At 40.3% G+C, this 22513-nt stretch carries 20 protein-coding genes; 2 read left to right on the top strand and 18 right to left on the bottom strand.

The window, feature by feature from the left end; all coding sequences use genetic code 11:
* Window positions 1-8 precede the first annotated feature (8 nt).
* Window positions 9-2123, top strand: a complete 2115-nt coding sequence (locus tag ACR42H_RS25210; RefSeq protein ID WP_436374007.1) for an SA1320 family protein — start codon at window positions 9-11, stop codon at window positions 2121-2123.
* Window positions 2124-2227: 104 nt separating this feature from the next.
* Here the strand turns inward: ACR42H_RS25210 and ACR42H_RS25215 are convergent, their stop codons facing one another.
* The 10 genes from ACR42H_RS25215 to ACR42H_RS25260 all read right to left on the bottom strand — a co-directional run bounded on the left by ACR42H_RS25215 (window position 2228) and on the right by ACR42H_RS25260 (window position 12888).
* The gene (locus tag ACR42H_RS25215) at window positions 2228-2719 is read right to left on the bottom strand and encodes a hypothetical protein (protein ID WP_436374009.1); all 492 of its coding nucleotides are present in this window, start codon (window positions 2717-2719) and stop codon (window positions 2228-2230) included.
* A 374-nt stretch (window positions 2720-3093) separates the two neighbouring features.
* Window positions 3094-4746 carry a DUF4127 family protein gene (locus tag ACR42H_RS25220; RefSeq protein ID WP_436374011.1) on the bottom strand — a complete coding sequence of 551 codons (1653 nt, stop codon included), beginning with the start codon at window positions 4744-4746 and terminating at the stop codon, window positions 3094-3096.
* Between the two features lie 68 nt (window positions 4747-4814).
* Window positions 4815-6158, bottom strand: coding sequence for an FAD-dependent oxidoreductase (locus ACR42H_RS25225; protein ID WP_436374013.1), 1344 nt, complete (start codon window positions 6156-6158; stop codon window positions 4815-4817).
* 34 nt (window positions 6159-6192) lie between these two features.
* Window positions 6193-7029 (bottom strand): carbohydrate ABC transporter permease, encoded by an 837-nt coding sequence (locus tag ACR42H_RS25230; protein ID WP_436374015.1) that lies wholly within the window; start codon window positions 7027-7029, stop codon window positions 6193-6195.
* Window positions 7019-7954, bottom strand: coding sequence for a carbohydrate ABC transporter permease (locus tag ACR42H_RS25235; RefSeq protein WP_436374017.1), 936 nt, complete (start codon window positions 7952-7954; stop codon window positions 7019-7021). The genes ACR42H_RS25230 and ACR42H_RS25235 overlap by 11 nt, the downstream gene beginning before the upstream one ends.
* 11 nt (window positions 7955-7965) lie before the next feature.
* Window positions 7966-8658: a hypothetical protein gene (locus tag ACR42H_RS25240; protein WP_436374019.1), complete on the bottom strand. Its 693-nt coding sequence runs from the start codon at window positions 8656-8658 to the stop codon at window positions 7966-7968.
* Between the two features lie 67 nt (window positions 8659-8725).
* Window positions 8726-10009 carry an ABC transporter substrate-binding protein gene (locus tag ACR42H_RS25245; RefSeq protein WP_436374021.1) on the bottom strand — a complete coding sequence of 428 codons (1284 nt, stop codon included), beginning with the start codon at window positions 10007-10009 and terminating at the stop codon, window positions 8726-8728.
* A gap of 101 nt (window positions 10010-10110) precedes the next feature.
* Window positions 10111-10815, bottom strand: coding sequence for a response regulator transcription factor (locus tag ACR42H_RS25250; protein WP_436374023.1), 705 nt, complete (start codon window positions 10813-10815; stop codon window positions 10111-10113).
* Complete coding sequence (locus ACR42H_RS25255) at window positions 10793-12628, bottom strand: sensor histidine kinase (protein WP_436374025.1); 1836 nt, start codon at window positions 12626-12628, stop codon at window positions 10793-10795. The genes ACR42H_RS25250 and ACR42H_RS25255 overlap by 23 nt, the downstream gene beginning before the upstream one ends.
* A 71-nt stretch (window positions 12629-12699) precedes the next feature.
* The gene (locus ACR42H_RS25260; RefSeq protein WP_436374027.1) at window positions 12700-12888 is read right to left on the bottom strand and encodes a hypothetical protein; all 189 of its coding nucleotides are present in this window, start codon (window positions 12886-12888) and stop codon (window positions 12700-12702) included.
* A 346-nt stretch (window positions 12889-13234) separates the two neighbouring features.
* On the opposite strand from ACR42H_RS25260, the gene ACR42H_RS25265 reads away from it, so the two are divergent.
* Window positions 13235-13774, top strand: coding sequence for an NUDIX hydrolase (locus ACR42H_RS25265; RefSeq protein ID WP_436374029.1), 540 nt, complete (start codon window positions 13235-13237; stop codon window positions 13772-13774).
* 344 nt (window positions 13775-14118) lie between these two features.
* Here ACR42H_RS25265 and manA read toward each other — a convergent pair whose 3' ends face one another.
* The 8 genes from manA to ACR42H_RS25305 all read right to left on the bottom strand — a co-directional run bounded on the left by manA (window position 14119) and on the right by ACR42H_RS25305 (window position 22458).
* Complete coding sequence (gene manA, locus ACR42H_RS25270) at window positions 14119-15063, bottom strand: mannose-6-phosphate isomerase, class I (RefSeq protein ID WP_436377075.1); 945 nt, start codon at window positions 15061-15063, stop codon at window positions 14119-14121.
* 15 nt (window positions 15064-15078) lie between these two features.
* Complete coding sequence (locus tag ACR42H_RS25275; protein ID WP_436374031.1) at window positions 15079-15945, bottom strand: ROK family protein; 867 nt, start codon at window positions 15943-15945, stop codon at window positions 15079-15081.
* A gap of 14 nt (window positions 15946-15959) precedes the next feature.
* Window positions 15960-16673 (bottom strand): GntR family transcriptional regulator, encoded by a 714-nt coding sequence (locus ACR42H_RS25280; protein WP_436374033.1) that lies wholly within the window; start codon window positions 16671-16673, stop codon window positions 15960-15962.
* 102 nt (window positions 16674-16775) lie between these two features.
* Entirely contained in the window at window positions 16776-18179 is a 1404-nt protein-coding gene (locus tag ACR42H_RS25285; RefSeq protein WP_436377077.1) for a glycoside hydrolase family 1 protein, read from the bottom strand.
* A gap of 125 nt (window positions 18180-18304) precedes the next feature.
* The gene (celB, locus tag ACR42H_RS25290) at window positions 18305-19597 is read right to left on the bottom strand and encodes a PTS cellobiose transporter subunit IIC (RefSeq protein ID WP_436374035.1); all 1293 of its coding nucleotides are present in this window, start codon (window positions 19595-19597) and stop codon (window positions 18305-18307) included.
* Window positions 19598-19624: 27 nt separating this feature from the next.
* Window positions 19625-19957, bottom strand: coding sequence for a PTS lactose/cellobiose transporter subunit IIA (locus ACR42H_RS25295; RefSeq protein ID WP_436374037.1), 333 nt, complete (start codon window positions 19955-19957; stop codon window positions 19625-19627).
* Window positions 19957-20268, bottom strand: coding sequence for a PTS sugar transporter subunit IIB (locus tag ACR42H_RS25300; protein WP_436374039.1), 312 nt, complete (start codon window positions 20266-20268; stop codon window positions 19957-19959). The genes ACR42H_RS25295 and ACR42H_RS25300 overlap by 1 nt, the downstream gene beginning before the upstream one ends.
* A 249-nt stretch (window positions 20269-20517) precedes the next feature.
* On the bottom strand, window positions 20518-22458 hold the full coding sequence (locus ACR42H_RS25305; RefSeq protein WP_436374041.1) for a fructose-specific PTS transporter subunit EIIC: 1941 nt from the start codon (window positions 22456-22458) through the stop codon (window positions 20518-20520).
* Window positions 22459-22513 lie beyond the last annotated feature (55 nt).

Below are 22513 nucleotides of genomic sequence, written 5' to 3' on the forward strand. Positions count from 1 at the left end.
GTGAAAATATGGATACTCTTAAGGGTTCACCAAATATTAATACGGATATCGCAGCAAACAATGATAAAGATTTAGTTGAACTGGCAGGCCATCATGCATATACCTATCCGCTATTTGAATCCGTTCTGCAGGTAAATAATACCGACTATACAGTTATCGATACTCGTTATGAAGACCCTACTGGCCTTGATGCTATGACAGTCGTAAATATGGAGACAGAGGAAATATCCATCATTTATGTAGGCACGGATGCAAGCGGAAAATATGGCAACAAAGATATTCTGACAGATGCACAGCTTTTAAGTGACCTAACCCCCGCCCAGCTGGCTGCAGCAAGAAGCTATTATACTGAAATGAATCAAAAGTTTAACCAGGTTGGCGGCGTTAAATCGATTGCAGGAAATTCACTTGGCGGCGGTCTGGTTGGTGCAGTAGCAGTTGAAAATCCAGAAGTAAATGCAGTTACTTTAAACCCCGCCCTGCTTCCTGAGGGGATGGTGGATCCTAACCAAACTTATGATAACATTACAAATTACTTCAGCAGCTACGATGTGCTGACTCAGACTTTGATTGCTTTAAATCTTCATGGCAGAATTCCAGGCAAGCAATATGAAATCTTTAATGGTATTCCTGAATTCTCAAAGCTTGCTACAAACCATACAGGCTATTTGAGGAATGAAGATGGCACTCAGTTCTATGTAATTGGTGAAGTCGGCAAGCCAGGCTATGGCAAAATTTACATTGATGCTGATGCCCATATCGTATCCAGTATCTGGACTGGAGTACCGTTATATGGCGGGCACTCAGACCGCATTGAGATCAACAAGGAGAATCTGGATCTCCTCGCTTCTTCCCTGCAAAGTCATGTGATGGAAAGACTGAATCTAGCTCACGAGTACCTGGGCAACTCGGTTGCCATTGTAGACGATGAGGCAAACCGTTATTATGAACGGCTCAGCCGCCTCCAGAAGATTTTCGAAGAGATGTTTGAAAATCTGATCAGCGAACCGCTTTTTATGGGGATTACCTCCATAAGCAATCGATTAACGGCTGAAATTGATCATTTGGTTTCTTTGTTAAATGTGGCGGAAAGTCATGCTAAATCACTGAACTATATACTGAATTCCCCGCCTGCCGAGCTGCTTGAACATATTTTCCGGACGAACGTCAGTGTGGAAAGTATCTTTAATGAAATCCGCAGCTTTTTGTATGATTTGAAAGCGGATGTTCAGGACCTTTCCAAAAGCCTTATCAGGATCATTTCCAATAAGATCCCGGAGCTGTTTGAGGGCGGGAAAGAACTCTGGTATGATGCTGTAGTCAGTGAGTTAAAAGCCCATTATGGGATCGTCAACAATAATAGGGATAAGCTTCTTTCACATATCAGCGAATACCAGAAACAAGTTCAGGACGTTGCCGCTAATTTTCATGACAGGGATCTTTCCCTCGGACAGTCCATCAGAAGCAAATCCTCTCATTCCAATTCAATATCCGTACAGGGAACGAATACTTATAAACTGGAAGATTCCCCCTATATGGAGTTAAGGATGAAGATTAAGGAATTCCAGATGGATACCGCTTATACTGCCTTTACCAGATCAACTCATGCACTCCTCTTGCCTTTATTGCATAAAGCATGGGTAATCACTTTGAACATTGAAAATGCATTGGAACTCCTGTCGAGCACCATCAAAGGCGCAACCAAATTCGCATTGGATTATACCATCCCCGGCAAGTTATTTGGCCTGTTTTCGGACTTTGATGATAAAATCAGAAACAGTGTCAACAACGCGCTGGAGCCTTTGGACGAATTCGCCGGCACCATTGAAGGCATCCGTAAAGGGTTAGACCGATTAATGGCGGAATACCCTACTCTACTAGAGAATTTTAGGCCTTATGTCGAGACAGCCATTTTCAACAACAGCGGCTACTATAATGTCCACCTCTACAACCTCGCATCCATCGCTATTTTAAGAGAGATGGAAATGCTGTTCGATGATGTGGTTTATCAGCTGGGAAGCCATAAAGCGGAAGCAATCGAGGCATTGTGCGAGGTATCGAAAAAGGTAAAGAGTAATATGGGGATTCTGTATGAACAAGTAGATCGCGGGACGATTAATTAATTGGGACATTGGGATAGGCACCTTGTCCCATAGTCAAAAAGAACAAAGCCGAGCTAAGCCGCCAGCTCGATTTTGTTCTTTCTTCTTTTAAGCGACCTTTTCGATTATTTCTCCATATATCCCTCTAACAGCTCTTTAATTAGCTGATTCAATTCCTTATTTTTCTGCTCCTTCAGCCATTCCACCTGGTTAATCGGCAGGTTTAATTTAAGTGTGATTCTTTCATTCGGCATTTCTACTTTTCGAATTACTTCTAATGTAATGCCCGCTTCAATATCCGGAAAGTCCAGATGATCCTCACTTATTCTTAAAACACCTTCGTATGACTCCTCCGGATCAAGTTCGCAAAATAAGCTTAACCTTGGCAGCTTGCCCGGTACAGATTTTAGAAACATAAATGAACTTAGTGTTCGCCCATCTTCCAATTCAATTTCCGTGATCAGACTTTCCCTGTCTTGATATTTTCTTAGAGTAACCTCGCTCACAATCAGATCCACTTCCAGCGTACTTCCTGCAGACGATTCAAAAATATAGATGGCACTGTTAAACAAATAGATTTCTTCCCCATCGAGGTTTATTGATTTTATACCAGCCATACCTGCTCCTCCATACATATGATGTTCTAACATATAGACGTTTCAATATAGTTAAGTACATCATATCAAAAATCTCTATTTATAAGGGGGATATCTAAATACTATCCTTAAAAGGTTACTAGTCCCGAAACCTTACGGAACATATCAAGGGTATTCTCCATAAAAAAGCTAGCTCAGCATCGCCAAGCTAGCTATAACACTTCACCGTATATGAGGTCGGTTTATTAAATAGATGGTAATAATCATGGTCGCACAGCGAATTGTCAAGGCTGTTAAGGCTGTATCCCTGGAAAGGCCTAAATACATGGTAGAGAATACAAGAATGAAGGCATGGGGAATACATTAATAAATCCATTGTGAAAAGTTATAATAGATCATTTAAGATTTAATTCCGGCTCCAGCTCCGCTTCAAAAATCCTCGGCCAAGGAAGCTTAACATGGACACTTTCTAAAGAATCGATCGTCCTATAAAATTTCTTGTTCCCTCTTTTTCCAATATAAACGTGTTTCCCTTCGAAATGCTCGAACCATTTTTGTGTTTCTAAGGTTAATTGATCATGAACAAATTGATTAACTAAGTCGTAATCTTCACCTAAGCTCCATTCACTTGCGCCAATACTGGAGATATAGGCCCTTGCTGCAGGATGAACAATGTTTTTATAACTGTGATCTTTTGAGAATCGATGAAGCAGGAATTCATAATGTGCTTCTGCGGTGCCTTCATAAAGTGGTACACCAAATCCTGAAGTTTGTTCAAGAAATGCAATACGTGCAGCAGCATGGCCGATTGTAATGCCTATTGTATTGCCGGCAGTGTTCCAGCCGCTATAGGCAAGAAGTTTAGTTAAATCGACTTTCGCAGTTAGTTGGGTAATAAGCTGAGCATCTGCACGATTAACCTCAATGACATCTCCGATTGCAACCTGCTTTCCCTTTTTAATAAGGTTACTTGTTCTATCTACCAATTTTTCGACATCTTTGGTTCTCTTATTTTTGTCGAATGAAGGAGTATTCAATAACAGGTGGATATCCGCATCCTTTTCATTTTCGGCAATCTTTCCGCCTGAAGCAGCAATATGCTTGATTACATTATAGTCGAAGGTTGTATCTTCAAAAGGTGCAATCCAATCTTTTCCATGAATGCCGCTGTACTCAATATAAAATGATGGTTCTGTATTAAATAGCTTCGTTACGAATCTAGATACTAATACAACATCAACTTCATCGGCTCCAGGGAATACGGAAATTTGATCCTCCAAACCGTATTCTGTTATCTTTTCAACAAGAATCTCTCTTTCGGCGCGGTGAAGGCCATGAGGAGCAGCGTCATCCTGGGCCAGAATCAAATAATCAATTGAACCGTTGTTAACCCAATCAATTAACAGTTTATTAATAGAATGGTTTCTTGCTCTGGCATTTAGATAATCCTGCAGCACAGATTCCGGTATTTCGGATTCTAATTTCTCAAATTCAGCTCGATGTTCTTCCATTCCTAAGTTAATGACCTGATCATATAAAATTGCCCATTTTCTGATTTGATCGTAGTATTTCAAGTATTCATCGCTTATGGCTGTTACGGCAAGCCGCTGAATGGTGTCATAAACATATACAGGCTTTTCAGGATAAAGCTCCTTGAGTTTTTTAATTACCTGTATGTCAGAAAGGGCTTCTTTCTCGGATTTCACTCCAGTACGGGAAGCAATTAATCCCCCATATGCCAGCATACTTGCAGAAATTACAAACCCATCTGCTTCTTCAGCATTATCCAATAACCATTTGCTGATTTCTTTGCTATTTCCGGGCTCTGTGTAAAAACCAATCATTTCGGTTGGCGGGGTTATGACATCAACACCCGCAGCTTTTCCGACCTGCTGCGGAAAATAGAGATTTGCGGGTCGGTCATCCAATGGAACCATGAGAATCTTAGCCAAACCATCCTTCTTTTCTGCAGCCTCCATTTCACCTAGATTACCAAATAACAGCAGAATAGCCATACATGCAGAAAACAATGCTTTCCATCTATTCACGCCTTCTCCTCCTTTTAATCCAATAACAAAAGTAGATTCAGGATGTAAAGTAAGTTGCCTTTTGGGTATTATTGCAAAACTGCCCCATCCTCTAATAATTTTTTCCGCAGCACGCTGGCATCAAGATCCCTTGGGTCTACTCCTTCAGCCAGTGATATGGCTGCTGCTGTACCTGCTGCCTGGCCTGTTGCCATACAGCTTGGTGTTAGACGGGTCGTTGCAAGTGCTTCATGGGTGGTGGAAATACATCTTCCTGCTACGAGCAAATTGTCAATCTCTTTAGGAATAAGACATCTATATGGAATCCCGTAGCTTCCATCCCCTTCTATGTCATTCGCCTGCACACCTTTACCTGTTGGATCGTGGATATCAATTGGGTAGCCGCTTAGCGCAATTGTATCGTCATATTTTTTGCCAGTAATCACATCTTTAATTGTTAAAGAATACTCGCCTGAAATTCTCCTCGTCTCCCGTATGCCAATCTGGGAACCAACCGCCGATATGGAGGCTTTTTCAAAACCAGGAATGTTTGTCTGCAGAAATTTTGCCATCATCATGACTTGTTTCCTTCCTTCTTTTTCACCCTTTGTTAAATCAAATACGTCCGTGCCATCAAGCCCTTGGACCCTTGTACAGTTAACCAGAACCTCATCTTCTTCTGGCCCAATAAAAAATAGCACTTGATCACGATTAATAGGAACTCCTGAAGCGTTCCATTCTTTATAAAAGCCTTGTACGCCCGTAAGAGGAAGTTCATCTAATTCATTAATAGGCGTCTTCTTATAAAAATTTTCAGGATTCCTTTTCATGGCTTCTTTTACTTTCGAGACATCCACGCCACGCATTCGAAATTTCATTGTGAGGGGCTGGGTTTTTTGATCATTTTCTCTACCTTTTAAGCAGGGAGCACCTGATAGAAATGCAATGTCAGCATCTCCGGTTGAATCTATAAATTGTTTGGCCTTAACCCGTATTGGACCCGATTTGGTTACCAATCGAATGCTTTTAATGGTTCCCCCATCCACTTCAACTGAATCTGCAAAGCTATGAACAAGAACTTCCACTCCAGCTTCTTCAAGCATTTCAAGTGCAAGAAGCTTATATTTTTCAGGATGATATGGAGTGACTGTATTGGTAAAACCCACTGTGTCCCGCAAATGGCCGGGAGATCCTTCAATAGACATAAGCCTCTCTACAATCTCTTGAGCAATCCCTTTAATGACCTGACGGCCAGTTTCCGTATGAAAGGTCATCCATGGATAGACAAGCGCAACAGTCGACATGCCTCCTAAAAATCCATACCTCTCAATAAGAAGTGTCCTGGCTCCTCTTCTCCCGGCCGCAATAGCCGCATTAATTCCGGCAGGTCCCCCTCCCGCAACGACTACATCAAATTCCAACTCATTTTTCAAAACGAACACGTCCTTTCAACAATCTACCAGTCTATTATTTTCCTCCTGTCATGCTCACACCTTCAATAAACTGCTTTTGAGCAAAGAAGAAGATAATCAATAACGGAACTGTTGCCATAACAGAGGCACTCATCAACAGTTCCCACTTTGTTCCCACTTCATCTGTAAATAAGGCTAATGCCAACGGAAGCGTCATGAGTTCTTTAGAATTAATATAAATCAATGGTTCATAGAATTCATTCCAGCTTGTTAAGAAAGTAAATATGGTCAATGTAGCAATCGCCGGTTTGGCAAGAGGAAGCATGATGCTCCAATAGATTCTGAAATAGGAGCACCCATCCAGCTTTGCAGCTTCTTCAAGCTCTTTAGGTACAAGGAGGAAGAATTGCCTCATGACAAACACCCCAAATACTCCCGCAGGCCCCAAAATTGGTATCCCTATTAGGGGGATATGAGTATTCACCAATCCCAAATCTCTCATTAATAGAAATAACGGGATAGTAATGACCTCGACAGGGATCATCATAGTGCTTAATAAGCAAAGAAACAGAATCGAACTGCCGCGAAAGGATAACTTCGCAAACGCATAGCCAGCTAATGACCCAAAGAAAATGGTGCCAATCGTGACCAATATAGCAATATAAATACTATTAAAATAAAATAGGTGAAACGGTGTTTTCTCCAATACATCCAAATAGTTCTGCCAGCGGAAGGGATCGGGTATCCACTGGAAAGTAAAAATCTTGGTCGAGTCTTTAAAGGATGTATTTATCATCCATAAAAATGGCACGATCATAATTAGAGAGACAAGGGTCAATACTCCATAAAATATAACCTTTGTTCCAAAACTCTTCCTTTTTCTATTGCTCATGGAAAACCCACCTCTTTCTTAACACCCACTGAGCTATGGTGAAAACTAAAATGATTAAAAATAGAATAATCGCAATAGCTGAAGCGTAGCCGAAATCAAATAGCTTAAAGGCTGTTTCCCAAATATAATAAACAAGAACCTTTGTATGATTTCCAGGCCCTCCTCCGGTCATGACATAAATTTGCCCAAACACCTTCATGGATCCGATCACCGTTAAAATGAGTGTTAAAAATACAGTTGGTGTTATCATTGGCAGCGTGACATACCAGAACTGTTTGCTTTTGTTGGCACCATCCAAATAAGAGGCTTCATAAAGTGTACGAGGCACTTGCTGTAATGCAGCAAGGAAAAGGACCATATTCAAACCGACATTTTTCATGGCACTGACTACAATAACTGCCGCCATGGCTAGCTTCGGATCATAAAGCCATGCTGGACCCTCAATACTGAGGACCTGCAGAATTTGATTAATAAACCCTTCATCCGTTGCGAACATATACTTCCAGATAATGGACCACACAACAATCGATGTCATGACAGGAATAAAGATGGCCGTCCGGAAGATTCCCATTCCAGGCAGGTTTCGGTGCAGCAGCAAAGCCAGCATAAGGGCCATAATAATATTGACTGGCACCAGTCCGACTGAAAAAATGAGCGTGTTCTTCAATACAGCCCCAAATTCAGGATCTGCAGTTAAACGGCGGTAATTTTCCAATCCAATAAAGTTTGGATCACCAAGCAGTTGCCAGTCTGTTAGACTCATATAAAAGGAGTATAGCAGCGGTCCCAGCATAACAATTAAAAAACCTAGCACCATCGGACTCACAAACAAATAGCCGTAAAAGGCTTCACTCCCTATAAACTTTTTCCTGCGCCTTTTCTTTTCCAAAGAGAGATGCGCCGAAGTTTTTAAGTTTGCTTCCATTCTGCTCCCTCCTAAATCTTGTCAATGGCATTTCTAAAATCAGCAACTGAGCTCTTAATGCTTTCTGCTGTATGTCCAGTTACAACCGCGCCTAACATAATCCCTTTAACACCGGCTTGAGAAAGAAGAGAAATATCATCTGGCACCAGCTTTCGCTGCGAAGGGATAAGAACTGGTACATCCACCTTCTCCGCTAAAAATTTATAAGCAAGAATGTCTTTAAAAGTAAGGGGAGCCCCATATTCCTTACCAGGCACAATCGATGCTTCAAGCGCTGTTATATCCAGAGATCTTAACTGACCCATTTTCTCAATATCATAATCAGACGATATGGCAAAGGTTTTTTCCATACTAGAAAGCTTTAACATCCAGCTGGGCATGTGGTGAGCATAAATTGAAAAATAATCGAAACCTATTTGGGAAAGCAGGTTCATTTCACTTTGTTTGATTTCTTCAAAAGAACCACCCGGCACAATCCCCAGAGGACAAGAATATGTTGACCGTAAATGCCGAAATACATCGTTATAGGATTCTGCTGCATAGAACTCATTGCCTGAAGCACGATGATTCACATTCACATGCATTTTTACAGCATCTGCACCTTCACTTAAAGCAGCATGTGCCAATTCGAGATTGTTTTCAGGCAAGCTTACAATTAGAGTAACTTTTGTTTCACTCAGGCACTTGCTTAAAGAAGAATTCATTCTCTCAACTCCCATGAATAGGCAAACGGTTAAACCTAATGAGGATTAACCGCTTGCTAAAACAGTTTTATTTCAAAATCGGATCAATTTTTTCATCCATTCCATCCAGAATTTCTTCTGGTTTCTTTAACTGTCCAAACAGTTCATCGAATCCGAATTGGATTGCGTTATCAATTTTTTGCCATTCCATATGGCCTTCCTGCAGTCTTGCATTATCCATCTCGTCAATAACTGCACGCTGGATACTTTCAACCGGCGGGTTGTTAGGCTGATTTACAAACTCATCAGAACTTAAGACAGACTCTCGCGGCGGTACAAAGAAAGTAGACGAGGCAGTGATTCCCTCTTGGCTCGTTAGAAACTTCAGGAGTTCTTTTGCTTCTTCAGGATGCTTGGATCCTGCAAACATTGTATAACCAGCCTGGCCCAGCATTGGGAATCTTCCCTCAGGACCTTCCGGAAGCGGTGCGATATCCCATTTAAAATCTTTCACCTCACGGGCACGTGATACATAACTGTACACATCAAAGAACATTCCAATTTTGCCGGATTCAAAGCTTACTTGTTCACCAGCTTTCGGATGAGACTTGTCTTTAAACATCATGCGATCGAGCATTTCAAGTGTCTCAACCCCTTGTGGGCTGTTCCAAGTAAACTCAGTTGTTTGTTCATTAAATAGGCTTCCTCCGTTGCTCCAAGTATGTGAAAGCAATGCAATCCAAGTATTCCAGTCACGGAAGAAATTAGCGCCATATGTGCCGCTTGCAGAGATTGCCTTTGAGGATTTTTCAAATTGCTCCCAGGTCCATGTTCCAGCTTCCACATGTTCATTTGGTGTCTGTTCCCCTGCGTTTACAAACAGGTCTTCGTTATAGAAAAGAACCATAGGAGGTGTAGAAAACGGGAGTCCATATAACTTTCCGTCTTTTTCAAACAGTTCTAAAGTTGATGGAAAGAAGTCATCCATATTATATTCCGCATCATCTTTAAACGAAGATACATCTTCTAAAATGCCATTTTCCATAAATTGAGGAACCATTCGTTCAGCTGCCCAGCCGATATCAGGCAATTCTCTGCCTGCTGCTAAAACGGTTATCTTTTGCTGATAATCCGGAAATGGAACACTTTCTAAATTTACCTTGATATTAGGATGTGTCTCATAGAATTTTTCAAGCAGTTTATTATACATCTCCTGATGCGCTTCGTTTCCCCATATCATAAAGGTAAGTTCAACTTGTTCATCATTCTTTTTCGAATCCCCGCCTGAGCTGGATGGTTCTGCTTTGTTGCTGCAGGCAAATGTAAACGTTACCATTAATAAAATTAAAAAAAATACACCAAGTTTTTTCATCTTTTTCCCCCTCTCCTTTGACTCTTATTGTAGAAGGAAAACCCGGTTCAAAATATCCCTTCAATCAAAGAAAAAGTACTATTTCAATAGTTAAGTGAATCTTAAGATAACTTCCTGTATTCTTTAGGTGTTAAGCCTACTTCCTGTTTGAAAAGTGACATAAAATGCTTTGGGCTCTTATAACCTGAGAGCTGGGCTACCTCATATACCTTTAAGTTTGTGTTCTTCAGAAGATTTTTCGCTCTCTTTAAACGTTCATCCGTTAAATAGTCTGTAAAGGTCTGATTCAGCTCAGACTTAAACAATTGCCCTATGTATTGGGGATGGAGAAACATATGATCAGCAATGTGTTTAAGTGTTACTTCCTGTCCAATATGATCGTGAACGTAATGCAGGATTTTCTGAAACTGTCCGGAAACATCTGTAAATGTTTCTTCCACTTTATCTTTGAAAATATTGGTAATTACTTTAGAAAGTTCAACCCGATTAACTGGTTTAAGCAAGTAATCAGTAACACCATATTTAAGAGCGGATCTTGCATATTCAAAATCACTGTGCCCGCTCAGGATAATAACGGGTACATCTTGAGAGACTTGCCTTACCTTTGAAATAAATGCTAAACCATCCATTCCTCCCATACGTATATCCGTAATGATTAAATGCGGGATCTGTTGACGAACCCGCATCATGCCTTCTTCACCGCTTTTTGCTTCCCATACGTGAATCTCTCTACTTATAGCCTCTAACAATACCTTCAACCCTTGTCTAATAATTAATTCGTCTTCAACCACTAATACGTTTTTCATCCAATTTTTCCTCCTCCCAGTAAAGCGGTAAAGAAACAGAGACAATAAACCCTTTTTGTTCTTCACTTTGGATAACCAAGCCGAAATCACTTCCATACAGCAACTGAATCCGTTCATGTATATTTGGCAATGCCACACCATGATGCTGTTCGTTAGAATGGCTTGGTTTTTGATCTCTAATAATTTGTTTTAATTCTTTTAATTTCTCCAATTCCATTCCCACTCCATTATCCGAAATGATTATTTTCAATTGCTTCCCTATTTTAAAAGCCTGTATTTTTATCTTCCCTCCAGTATTGCGCAATCCGTGGACAATCGCATTTTCAATAATGGGCTGAAGGATTAGCTTAGGAATGACTGTATCCTTTAAGGAATCTGGAATGTCCTCTATATAATGCAGCTGCTCACCTATCCTTACTTTTTGAATCGTAATATAAGAGGCAACGAACGCCGTTTCTTCCTCTAATCTGACAATTTTCGCTTTGTTGTCAACAGTGTACCGGAGAAGTTTTCCAAGTGAAGAGACCATATCCGATACTTCGAAATTCCCTCTGGTAATCGCCAGCATATTAATGGACTCCAATGTGTTATAGAGGAAATGAGGGTTCATCTGGCTTTGCAGGGCTCTCAGCTCCGCATCCTTTTGTCGCAAGCCAGTTCGATAGACTTCAGAAACCAGGCGATCGATTTCGCTGACCATGAGATTAAAACCATTTTCAAGATCCCCAATTTCGTCATTTGATTGAACCAATACGCGGTGGGAGAAATTCCCCCTTTTTACACCTTCCATCGCCTCTCTAAGTCTATGAATGGAACCTACTAAAGGTTTTGATAATATGAATCCCAGAATGAATGCTATTAAAATACCTGCAAGAACCACTATGATAAGTACTTTCCTAAGATAGTTTACTTCACTTAAGATTTCCGATTTGGGGGTAAGCATAACAATATTAAGACCCTGATATTCCGATTGATTATAAACCATCATATAATCTGTACCGCCAATTGGAATATTTGTATAATTGTTTACCTTTATATTTTCCAATTCGGCCAATATATTGGGAGAAATATCATTTTCCTCATTGTTTGGATAAATGATTTCCTGTTGATTGTTTACAATAAAAATTTGGCTTTTTGTCTTTGTATTCTTAACCATCTCTTGGATCAGCTCTTGCTTCAAATCTATTTTAATAATACCTAGCGGAGTTTGATCAGACGGATCCCTTATTAATCTAGCCACCGAAAAGACAGCTGTATCCTTATTTAAGTAATAGTTCGGATGATGAAGCGGGAGAATCACATGTTCACCATCTGCTTTTATTATTCTTTGAAGCCACTCGTTATTTTGTTCAAATACTTGGAGCATAATGGTATTAGAATCCAGATTGCTGAATATATTCCCATCATTGGCCAGAATGTGTATACCTCGAATTTCATTTCTCATATGGACAAAACTCGAAATATATCGCCAGATTTTCACTCTCTCATTCGCTGGCGGAAAGGGGGCTGCCACCCCTGAAACCTGGTGATTCTTTAATATATTTATTACTTCTTGATCATATAAAGGGGATAAAGAGATGATCTGCATTTCTTTAATATAACGGTCCAGATTCCGATTGATTTGATCAGCAAGCTGTATCGAGTATTCTTCAGCGTTCCTTTGGCTTGCTCCACCAAATTGATAGTAGGTGATACTGCCAAGGATTGAGGCAGTTAGTAAAATTAGGAGGGAGAAAACCAAAATGAGCTTAATGCGATAAGGAAGAGAGAGCAGCTTAGCTTTAATATATTTTCTAATAGCCTTTAATTTCATGAAAATTCCCCTTTGTCTGGAACTATTGCTCTATAGGGAGATGTTCTTCTTTACTTTAATAAATCCTTCTTTCATTTTAAGTCCCCTTTAATCTTAGCCTTAAATAAAAAAAGGACAGAAAAATTCTGCCCTTGAATAAAACCGATTCTTATTATCATCCTGTCAAAATATGCTTTATCCAGCCAAAAAGAAATCCAACATATTACTCCTATACAAATCCCCCAAAGCAAACCATGAACAAAGCTTTCTTCTTTATACATAGCACACTCCTAATTAGGATTCTCTTTTAGTGTTTGACCAGAGATTTGCATAAAAGTATAAATGACACTGGCTAAAAAGGGTGTCATAATAGGGACATAATAATGTCATTTAAATAAAAACGTTCGACAACAAAACTCCTGTTAAATCTTAATCTGTTGCATCTAAAGTAAGGTAAAAATAAAGAGAAACGACATTTTCCATCTCGAAAGCAGCAGTTCCAGGCAACTTCATAGTCACGAAACAGTAGCCAAGATAAGAGAATAAAACATCATTCCAGAAATTTGATATATTTTCATCATAGCAGTTCATTAGAGTTACCATTTAAGAAAAGGGAGGCTGATATAATTGGAGTGGAAAACTAATCAAATTAAGAAAGAAAAAGTATCCCGGTTTGAAATAATAAAAGAATCGGTTACCCTGCCAAATAATATAGAATCCGATTTCTCCTATATTAACTTTTCCAAAGGTGTTTGTATTTTACCGATTACAGATGATGGAAAAATTGTTTGTATTCGTCAATATCGTCATGCAATAAAACAATGGCAATGGGAATTGCCTGCAGGAATGATTGACCACGAAAAGGAAGACCCTCTATTGACGGCAAAAAAAGAGTTAGAGGAGGAGACAGGTTATCAGGCACAGAAATGGATTTCATTAGGAAGCTTTTATCCATCTCCCGGCTCAACCTCAGAAGAAATCTACCTTTTTGCCGCTACCGGCCTTAAGAAAACAGAGCAAAGGCTGGAGCCAAGTGAGCAAATCGATTTATATACACTCGAAATAAATGAGTTATATCATATAATCAATAAAGGAGAATTTCAGCATGGGGCTGGAATGGCAGTCTTATTAAGATATTTAGTGAAAAAGGATTCACTTGAAATTTAAATAAAGCTGGGAGATGTATTTATCCCTTTCATTAAATCAGCCACTCGACTGCATTAAGAAAGGATTTTTGCCCCAACCTAATAACTCATAGGATTATATGAATTCTATAGCTTCTTTGCTTTTTACAACTTTCGATAATCCCTATTATTTTTCGGGAAATAAAATGCTTATTCGTCAATATTTACGGTATTTAACAGGTAAAAGGCACCGCATGGACAGTCAAATTAACTAAAAATCCCTTATGAAAAATATTATTACTTTCTCCTCCCCATAGAAAAACAAAAACCTTGCTCCAAATCAGCAAGGTTTTTCTAAAATCAAACCACATTAGCGGACAGGCCGTATTATGGATGCGAAATAATAAGTTCACATTCACCGCTTATTTCAAATTCTCCCAGTCCAACCGGTAAGATGACATGGCTGCCTTTACTAAATGAATAACTTTCACCATTATGAATGAGAGTACCTTCTCCTTTAATTACACTCAAAAGCAGGTATTTTTCTGCAAAATTAAATGTGGCCGACCCTTTGACATCCCATTTATAAACAGAGAAGAATTCAGATTGTACAAACGCAGTAATCTCGGCATCATCCTTCTTTTCCACCTTAGGAACGCTCTTGGAATCCTGATGCGGAACAGTCGTAACATCGATCGCCTTGTCCAAGTGAAGATCACGCAAGTTCCCCTGGTCATCCTTGCGGTCATAGTCATATACACGATAAGTAGTATCAGAGCTTTGTTGGGTTTCCAGCACAAGAGTTCCTTCACACAAAGCATGAATTGTTCCGCTTGGCACATAGAAGAAGTCACCTGGCTTGATTTTCACTCTGCGAAGCAATTCATTCCAATTGCCTTCCTCAATTTGCTCAACCAATTCTTCTTTTGTTTTGGCGTTATGGCCAAAAATCATGTCTGCATCATCTTTACAATCGATGATATACCAGCATTCCGTCTTCCCCAGCTCTCCATTTTCATTAGCCATGGCATAAGTATCATCGGGATGCACCTGGACAGATAGATCCATATTGGCATCGAGGATTTTCGTTAAAAGGGGAAATACTTCTCCTTTTGGATTTCCAAATAACTCAGGGTTTTCCTTCCAAAGCTTATCCAAAGTCTTGCCGGCAAATAGTCCATTTTCGATTTCAGATGGCCCATTTGGATGAGCAGATATCGCCCAGCACTCACCCGTTTTATCGCTTGGAAGACTATAGCCAAATTCCTTTAAAGCTGTTCCTCCCCAAATTCTTTCTTTAAATACCGGTTTTAAAAATAATGGCTGCACAATTATTTCCTCCAATTTTTATTCTTTTTCCGATAAAGCTTGTTTTGCAAGTAATAGTGATCCTGTAATGCCTGCTCGGTCTCCCAATCCCGGACTTACAATGTAGCTGGATAACTTCGGCAGGGACACATAATCTTTTAGCAGTTCAGGCAAGTATTTATAAATAGAAGTAAATACTTGCGTTTGGTTCATGACTCCCCCGCCCAGTATAATCTTTTTAGGCGATAAGATTAAAATATATTGCATCAGCGCCTGTGCAATATAGTAGCCTTCCAAGTCCCAGACTTCATTACGATTCACTAAGTTAATCCCTTTATCTCTCCAGCGTTCTTCAATAGCCGGGCCTGCTGCTAGTCCCTCAAGGCAATCGGCATGGTAAGGGCATTTTCCTTTATAGGTATCTTCAGGATGACGGCGAACAAGGATATGGCCCATTTCAGGATGAGATAGCCCTTGCAGCAATTTACCTTTAACCACAGCCCCTGCACCAATTCCAGTTCCAACAGTTATATAAAGGCAGCTATCTAATCCTTTTGCCGCTCCAAGTGCAGCTTCTCCTAAAGCAGCAGCATTAACATCCGTATTAAATCCGACAGGAACACCAAATGCCTTCTCAAGTGCCTGAACAAAAGGATAGTTTCGCCAAGCCAGCTTTGGTGTGGAAGTAATATAACCATAAGTTTCACTTTCCTGGTTAACATCTATCGGACCAAAAGATCCAATTCCTATTGATTCTATATCAAATTGCTTAAAAAACTCAATAACTCCAGCCATGGTTACTTCCGGAACGGTAGTAGTAATCTTTATGGAATCCTTAATCCTCCCATGCTCATCTCCAACAGCACAAACAAATTTCGTGCCGCCCGCTTCTATTGCACCTAACATTCTCTGCTCCCCCATCATCGTTTTATATTAACCGTTGTGACTTCAAACTTGTCATACCTATGCCGCGAAAAAGAATATTCGAAAGGAACTCCATTATCCAAAAACCCTACATGCTCAACTTCAAGAATAGGATCATCAGCTTTGCATTCCAAATGTTTTTGATCCAGTTCATCAGATTTACAGGCTCTAATTTTCCGGTGAGATCCCGCTATGGTTAATCCTAATTTTTCTTTGATATGCTGATAGATGGAACTATGAAGAACGTCGTCATTAATTCCAGTAATGATGGTCGTCGGCATATAGGTTTTTTCCAGCACATAAGGCTCATCCTCCACAAGTCTTAAGCGTATCAAATAATAGACGGGTGTTTTACTGTCTATAGCTAAATGCGCGGCAACTGTCTCACTGGGAAATTGAACCTCAAATTTAATCACTTCACTCGTTACTTTTTTATTTTTCAATAGATTCGTCAATCCGGCTGTTTCTTTGCTAACCACATTCACTCTGCTATTTTGAATTGCTGATTTAACAATGAAAGTCCCGTGCCCTCTCTTACGATAAAGCAGGCCTTCTTGCACCAGAATATCCAGCGCCCGCTTCATCGTCATCCGGCTGCAGCCGAACTCTTTTGCAAGCGTAATTTCGTCTGGAATTGGATCATCAATAGAATACTTCCCGCTTATTATTCTCTGCCTGACTTCTGCAGAAATCGATTCATATTTGGTCATAACCGTTCCACCCTACAAAATTGTATTGACTCTTTTATTATAAATTGAATATATACTATATGTGCTAATTACCCAAAAAAGATGGTCAGGTGACCATCTTTTTTAGAAACCATTATTCTCAGATACGGTCTTAATCCATTGGCCGCTCCTTTTAATAGACCGTTCTCCGTCTTTTTCCAGATTAACAGAAACAAATCCATAGCGGTTTTTATAAGCATTTGTCCAAGACCAATTATCCATAAACGTCCACAGATGATAGCCTTTCACATTTGATCCTTCCTGAATGGCTTTATGGATCCACTTTAAATGCTCTTGAATAAAGTCAATTCGGTAATCATCCTGGATGATCCCGTCCTTATCACGGAATTTTTCTTCCCCTTCTACTCCCATTCCATTTTCAGAGATAAAGCACTCAATATTCCCATAGTTCTCTTTCAAATTGACAAGGATATCATATACACCCTTTTCGTAGATTTCCCAGCCGCGGTGAGGATTCATTTTACGTCCCGGCATCACGTAATTATCAAAGAATCGTTCTGGCATGAAAGGTGCATCCGGATTTGGCAGGTTTTCCTTTGCTTTCACACGTCTCGGCTGATAATAGTTCACACCGAGTATGTCTACCGTATTGTCTTCAATCAGTTCTATATCGCCTTCTTCCACTGCAGGCATAAACCCTTCTTCCTTTAAGATCTTAACAAGCTCCTCCGGAAACTCTCCTTTTACGGAAGGGTCAAGGAATGACCGGTTGAAAAATGCATCCGCAAGGACAGAGGCCTTTAAATCAGCAGGGTTCTGACTTCTTGGATAGGAAGGCGTCAAATTCAGGATAATGCCGATCTTTCCGCCTTGATTTAACACCTTATAGGCCTTAATGGCTTTTGCACTTGATAAAATTGTGTGGTAAGCAACTTGAACTGCTTTCTCAAAATTAATTTCATTTGGATAATGAAAATCGTAAAGATACCCACCCTCGACAGGCACAATCGGCTCATTATGAGTAAACCACTTCTTCACCCGATCTCCAAACAGTTCAAAACATGTTTTCGCATAGGCTTCATAAGCATCAACTACTTCTCTGTTTACCCAGCCGCCGATTTTCTGCAATTCCATCGGCATATCAAAGTGGAATAAGTTTACGAAAGGTTCAATGCCATTTTCAATTAATTCATTGATTACATTATTATAAAAGTCAACGGCTTTTGGATTTACTTCGCCTTTTCCTTCCGGAATCAGTCTTGCCCATGAAATGGACATCCGGAATGAATTGTGGCCGATTTCCTTCATTAATTTAATATCTTCTTTATATTTATAGTAAAACTGAGAGGTATTCTCCGGTCCTACTCCATTAAAGAAGCGATTGGGTTCAATTTCATACCAATGGTCCCAGATGTTCTTGCCTTTACCATCCACATCTGCTGCACCTTCCGTTTGAGTGGCTGATGCAGAAGAACCCCACCAGAATCCCTCTGGAAAACGGTACTTTATTTCATTACTGCTGTTCATGCTGGTCATATGAATTTCCCCTTTTCTATTCGTTAAGTTTCATTTAAATAAAAAGAGCAGAAGACCCGGTCTAGCAAATACTATTTTGCTCTTTCCGTTACACCTGCCCCATTATATTTCAATCATTATGCAGCTTTGTTTTCTTCTTCTTCTTTTTTCATGTTAATTCGGTCAATTGCTTTTAGGAATGGGAACCAAATTGAAAACACGATTGCCATGTTCACCAGCTGCAGGATTCCTCCAGCCAGGGAGTTGGTGGCCATAATGCCGTTGATAAAAACCGGGACCGTCCATGGAACAGATACACCTGTTGGCGGCGGTACAAGGCCTGCAGACATGGCAAAATAGGAAACTAACGTGACAACCATTGGCGCAAGGATCCAAGGAACAATAATGACAGGATTCATAACAATCGGCAGGCCAAAGATGATTGGTTCATTTACGTTGAATAAACCAGGTCCAAGCCCAAGCTTACCTACCTGCTTCATTTGCTTGCTCTTCATAAAGAAGAGAATAGCTAGAACGACAGCAAGTGTCATACCGGTACCACCCATGCCAACTGTATAAATCTCAATAAAAGGCTTTGAAATAATGTGAGGAACAGGATCCCCTTTTGTATAAGCTTCAAGGTTTTCGATCATCAACGTATTCCAAATTGGGTCCATTACCGAGTTGATAATGACCTGGCCGTGCAAACCGAAGAACCAGAGGATTTGAATAAAGAAAATAGCGATCAATGTAGGAATAATTCCGCTTCCCAAACCAACAAGCGGTGCCTGAATGGCTTTATAAATAACATCATGCATATTGGTGTTGAATACCAGAGTCACAAAAATATTAATTCCTAAAAACACAGTTAACGTTAGGACAGCCGGAATTAGTGCAGCAAACGATTTAGCAACTGCCGGCGGAACACCTGGAGGCATTTTAATGGTTATATCCCTTTGGACTATTCTTCTGTAAATCTCTGCAGAAAGAAAGGCCGTGAGCATTCCCAGAAACATCCCTTTTGCACCAAGACGATCTACAGGAATAACCCCCTGAATCGCTTCTCCCGTCTCAGGCTGAAGCACAAACGGCGTCAGCAGCAAGAAGGATACCAAAGCAATCGCACCGCCAAATATTGCTTCCACATCGTAGCTCTTCGATAGATAATATCCGATGCCAAACACTACAAAGATGGACATGATGCCCATTGTAGCGGAGGAAGCATTTCCAAACATGCCACGGAACGTATTAAGTGTTTCTTCGCTCATCAGCTTATCCAAGAATGGCAAATTGGTTAAGACAACAAAGATTGATCCAAAAATCGTCAATGGAAATGCCAGCATAAACGCATCACGGAGAACAGCTAAATAGCGATTATTATTTAACCGGCCAGCTATAGGCACTAAGTATTTGCTCAGCTTTTCAAACATCTCTTTCCCCCCAATACCTATCAATCTTTAGATATTTTTCTGCTTGAATAATTCAATTAATTCCTTCACTAATTCTTTCATGGACAATGTGGACATTAAATGGTCCTCAGCATGCATCAATAACAGCGCAAACTCAACCTTCTCACCTGAAGCTTCCCTTTGAACCATCTTAAAATGAATTTCGTGCGCCTGCTTTAAGTCCTCTTCAGCTTGAACTAACAGACTGTCTGCTTCTTCCACATTTCCTTCACGGTACTCCCTTAGGGCTTGCAATACCTTGCTTCTTGCATTTCCGCTATGAAGGATTAACATGAAATTCACCTGTTCTGCAGTTAAGTTGTCTAATTCAACTTTTACCATTACTTATCACCCATTAATTGAAGTGCTTGTTCATAAGCTTTTTTACCATCTGCCATTCCATATGCCATCATATCTATGACGTCCACCTTAATGCCATATTGATCCGCTTCCTTTTGAAACTCACCCTTTAAAAAACTCATTTGAGGTCCAATCAGCACTACATCTGCCTCTGCCATTTCTTTTTTCGCCTGGTCCTGGCCGACTGCCCAGATTTTCGCTTCATCCCCGATAGATTTTGCGTGCGCTTCCATTTTTGTTACCAAAAGGCTAGTTGACATTCCTGAACTGCAGGCTAATAAAATTTTATTCATGACTATCAAACTCCTTAAATTAATAGATTTATTAAGTAATTATTAAAACCGCTTACATTTATTATTATAAACAATTTAATTTAAATGTCTAGACATTTAAATTAAAAATATAAACATTTCAATTAGATGATTTAAATATATTAGGAGATTCTAACTCATCCTACATAATAATAATCATGTATAAAATCAGCCTGTTTTCCCTCTCATTAAGTGAGGTGAAAACAGGCTGACCTTTTTATTTACATCCAGTTATTGTATATCCTCAAGCAGTCTGTATGCTTGTTCTTTTGAAGATGCTTTAAGCAATTGCTCCCTGAAGTCTTCATCCATTAATTTTCGGGAAAGCATTTGGAGAATTTTCAAATGGGCATCTCCTGCTGCTTTTTCAGGCACTGCTATCATAAAGATCAGCTTTGCATCTGAACCATCAAGGCTTTTCCAATCAACACCATCACGTTTGATGCCAAATGCAACAGCTGGGCGTTTAACAGCATTTGATTTTCCATGAGGGATCGCAATATTCATTCCGAGCCCAGTGGAGCTCTGAGCTTCACGATTAAGAATTGCCTGTTTGAAATCTGACTTTGAATCCAATATCCCACTATCATCAAAGTGCCCAATCAATTCATCTATTACTTCATCACGAGTTGTTCCTGCTAAGTTAGGCTCGATTAGCTTTGTATTCGTTATGTCTGTTAATTTCCTAATCTCAACATCGGCAGGGCTTTCTTCTATTACAGCTTTTCCTTCACTTTCATCTAAGACTGTTTCTTCAACACTCGCAGGCACTGCAGCATCTTCCACATCCTTTTTCAGTGCTGTTACCATAAATGCCGTTACAACAGCACCAACAATAGCTGCCACAAAGAACATTAATACATTATCAACCGCACCCAATACAGCCACAATCGGTCCGCCATGTGCCACACGGTTGCCTACATTTGAAATCATAGCGATAACCGAACCAGCCATTGACCCTACGACAATACTTGGAATTACACGCAGCGGATCCTGCGCAGCGAAAGGAATCGCCCCTTCCGTAATCCCGAATAGCCCCATAGTGAAAGAAGCTTTTCCTGCCTCCCTTTCCGTTGGACGGAATTTACGTTTGTTAATAAAGGTTGCCAGTCCAAGTCCAATTGGCGGAATACAAATCGCAACCGCGATTGGACCCATTATCTCATAGTTTCCTTCCGCAATCATTGCTGAACCAAATAAGAAAGCTACTTTATTGAAGGGACCGCCCATATCAACGGCGATCATAGCTCCAAGGATCAAAGCCAATACAATCGAGCTTCCGCCTTGCATGCCTGCAAGCCATCCTGTTAAGGATTCAAACACCTGGGCAACAGGAGCACCAATTACGTAGATGAATAATAACCCAACAATGACCGATGAAAGAATCGGGATAAAAATAATCGGCATGACAGGCTGTACTGCTTTTGGCACTTTCACCTTTTTAATGGCCAGTGCTACATATCCTGCCAGGAATCCGGCAATGATCCCGCCGATGAAGCCTGCACCTGCTTCACTTCCATAAAAGCTTCCATTTGCTGCAATATAACCGCCAATCATCCCTGGAACAAGGCCGGGACGGTCCGCAATACTCACCGCAATAAAGCCTGCGAGGATTGGAACCATGAACATGAAGGCCGTTCCGCCTAGGCTTTCTACCTGTTTCCAAATCGAATCTTCCGGTATAACAATTCCACCTGGTGTCTGCTCCCCGCCTAATGTTAAGGCAAGTGCTATCAAAAGCCCGCCTACCACGATGAACGGCACCATATAGGAAACACCGCTCATTAAATGCTTATAAATAGGATTTTCTTTCTGCTTTCCTTTGGCAGCACCTTCTTTGGACGCTAATTCAGGTTTATAAACAGGAGCTTCTCCCTTTTGGATTTTTTTAATAAGCTCCTCAGGCTTTCTGATCCCATCCTGAACACCGGTTACAATCACTCTTTTTCCTGCGAAACGCTCTTTTGGGACCTCCTTGTCAGCCGCAATAATAATGCCGTCTGCTTCAGCAATGTCCTGTTCCGTTAGAGCGTTTTCAACACCAATTGAGCCCTGTGTTTCGACTTTTATATCCACACCCAGCGCTTCGCCGGCTTTTTGCAAATTCTCTGCAGCCATATAAGTATGGGCAATACCAACTGGACATGCAGTAACCGCTAATATTTTAGCCATAATCTTACCTCCTGGTTGTCAAAATCTAATGTAATCGCTTACCTATATAATAAAT

The organism is Cytobacillus sp. BC1816, from assembly GCF_051353635.1.
Lineage (GTDB): Bacteria > Bacillota > Bacilli > Bacillales > Cytobacillaceae > Cytobacillus > Cytobacillus oceanisediminis_C.

Bases quoted from the DNA above. Each gene is read 5' to 3' on its own strand.
- ACR42H_RS25250 (WP_436374023.1), bottom strand. From the start codon at position 10,815: ATGAAAAACGTATTAGTGGTTGAAGACGAATTAATTATTAGACAAGGG.
- ACR42H_RS25235 (WP_436374017.1), bottom strand. From the start codon at position 7,954: ATGGAAGCAAACTTAAAAACTTCGGCGCATCTCTCTTTGGAAAAGAAA.
- ACR42H_RS25210 (WP_436374007.1), top strand. From the start codon at position 9: ATGGATACTCTTAAGGGTTCACCAAATATTAATACGGATATCGCAGCA.
- ACR42H_RS25280 (WP_436374033.1), bottom strand. From the start codon at position 16,673: ATGACCAAATATGAATCGATTTCTGCAGAAGTCAGGCAGAGAATAATA.
- ACR42H_RS25300 (WP_436374039.1), bottom strand. From the start codon at position 20,268: ATGAATAAAATTTTATTAGCCTGCAGTTCAGGAATGTCAACTAGCCTT.
- ACR42H_RS25230 (WP_436374015.1), bottom strand. From the start codon at position 7,029: ATGAGCAATAGAAAAAGGAAGAGTTTTGGAACAAAGGTTATATTTTAT.
- ACR42H_RS25245 (WP_436374021.1), bottom strand. From the start codon at position 10,009: ATGAAAAAACTTGGTGTATTTTTTTTAATTTTATTAATGGTAACGTTT.
- ACR42H_RS25255 (WP_436374025.1), bottom strand. From the start codon at position 12,628: ATGAAATTAAAGGCTATTAGAAAATATATTAAAGCTAAGCTGCTCTCT.
- celB (WP_436374035.1), bottom strand. From the start codon at position 19,597: ATGTTTGAAAAGCTGAGCAAATACTTAGTGCCTATAGCTGGCCGGTTA.
- ACR42H_RS25240 (WP_436374019.1), bottom strand. From the start codon at position 8,658: ATGAATTCTTCTTTAAGCAAGTGCCTGAGTGAAACAAAAGTTACTCTA.
- ACR42H_RS25305 (WP_436374041.1), bottom strand. From the start codon at position 22,458: ATGGCTAAAATATTAGCGGTTACTGCATGTCCAGTTGGTATTGCCCAT.
- ACR42H_RS25275 (WP_436374031.1), bottom strand. From the start codon at position 15,945: ATGTTAGGTGCAATAGAAGCGGGCGGCACGAAATTTGTTTGTGCTGTT.
- ACR42H_RS25285 (WP_436377077.1), bottom strand. From the start codon at position 18,179: ATGAACAGCAGTAATGAAATAAAGTACCGTTTTCCAGAGGGATTCTGG.
- ACR42H_RS25260 (WP_436374027.1), bottom strand. From the start codon at position 12,888: ATGTATAAAGAAGAAAGCTTTGTTCATGGTTTGCTTTGGGGGATTTGT.
- ACR42H_RS25215 (WP_436374009.1), bottom strand. From the start codon at position 2,719: ATGGCTGGTATAAAATCAATAAACCTCGATGGGGAAGAAATCTATTTG.
- ACR42H_RS25295 (WP_436374037.1), bottom strand. From the start codon at position 19,957: ATGGTAAAAGTTGAATTAGACAACTTAACTGCAGAACAGGTGAATTTC.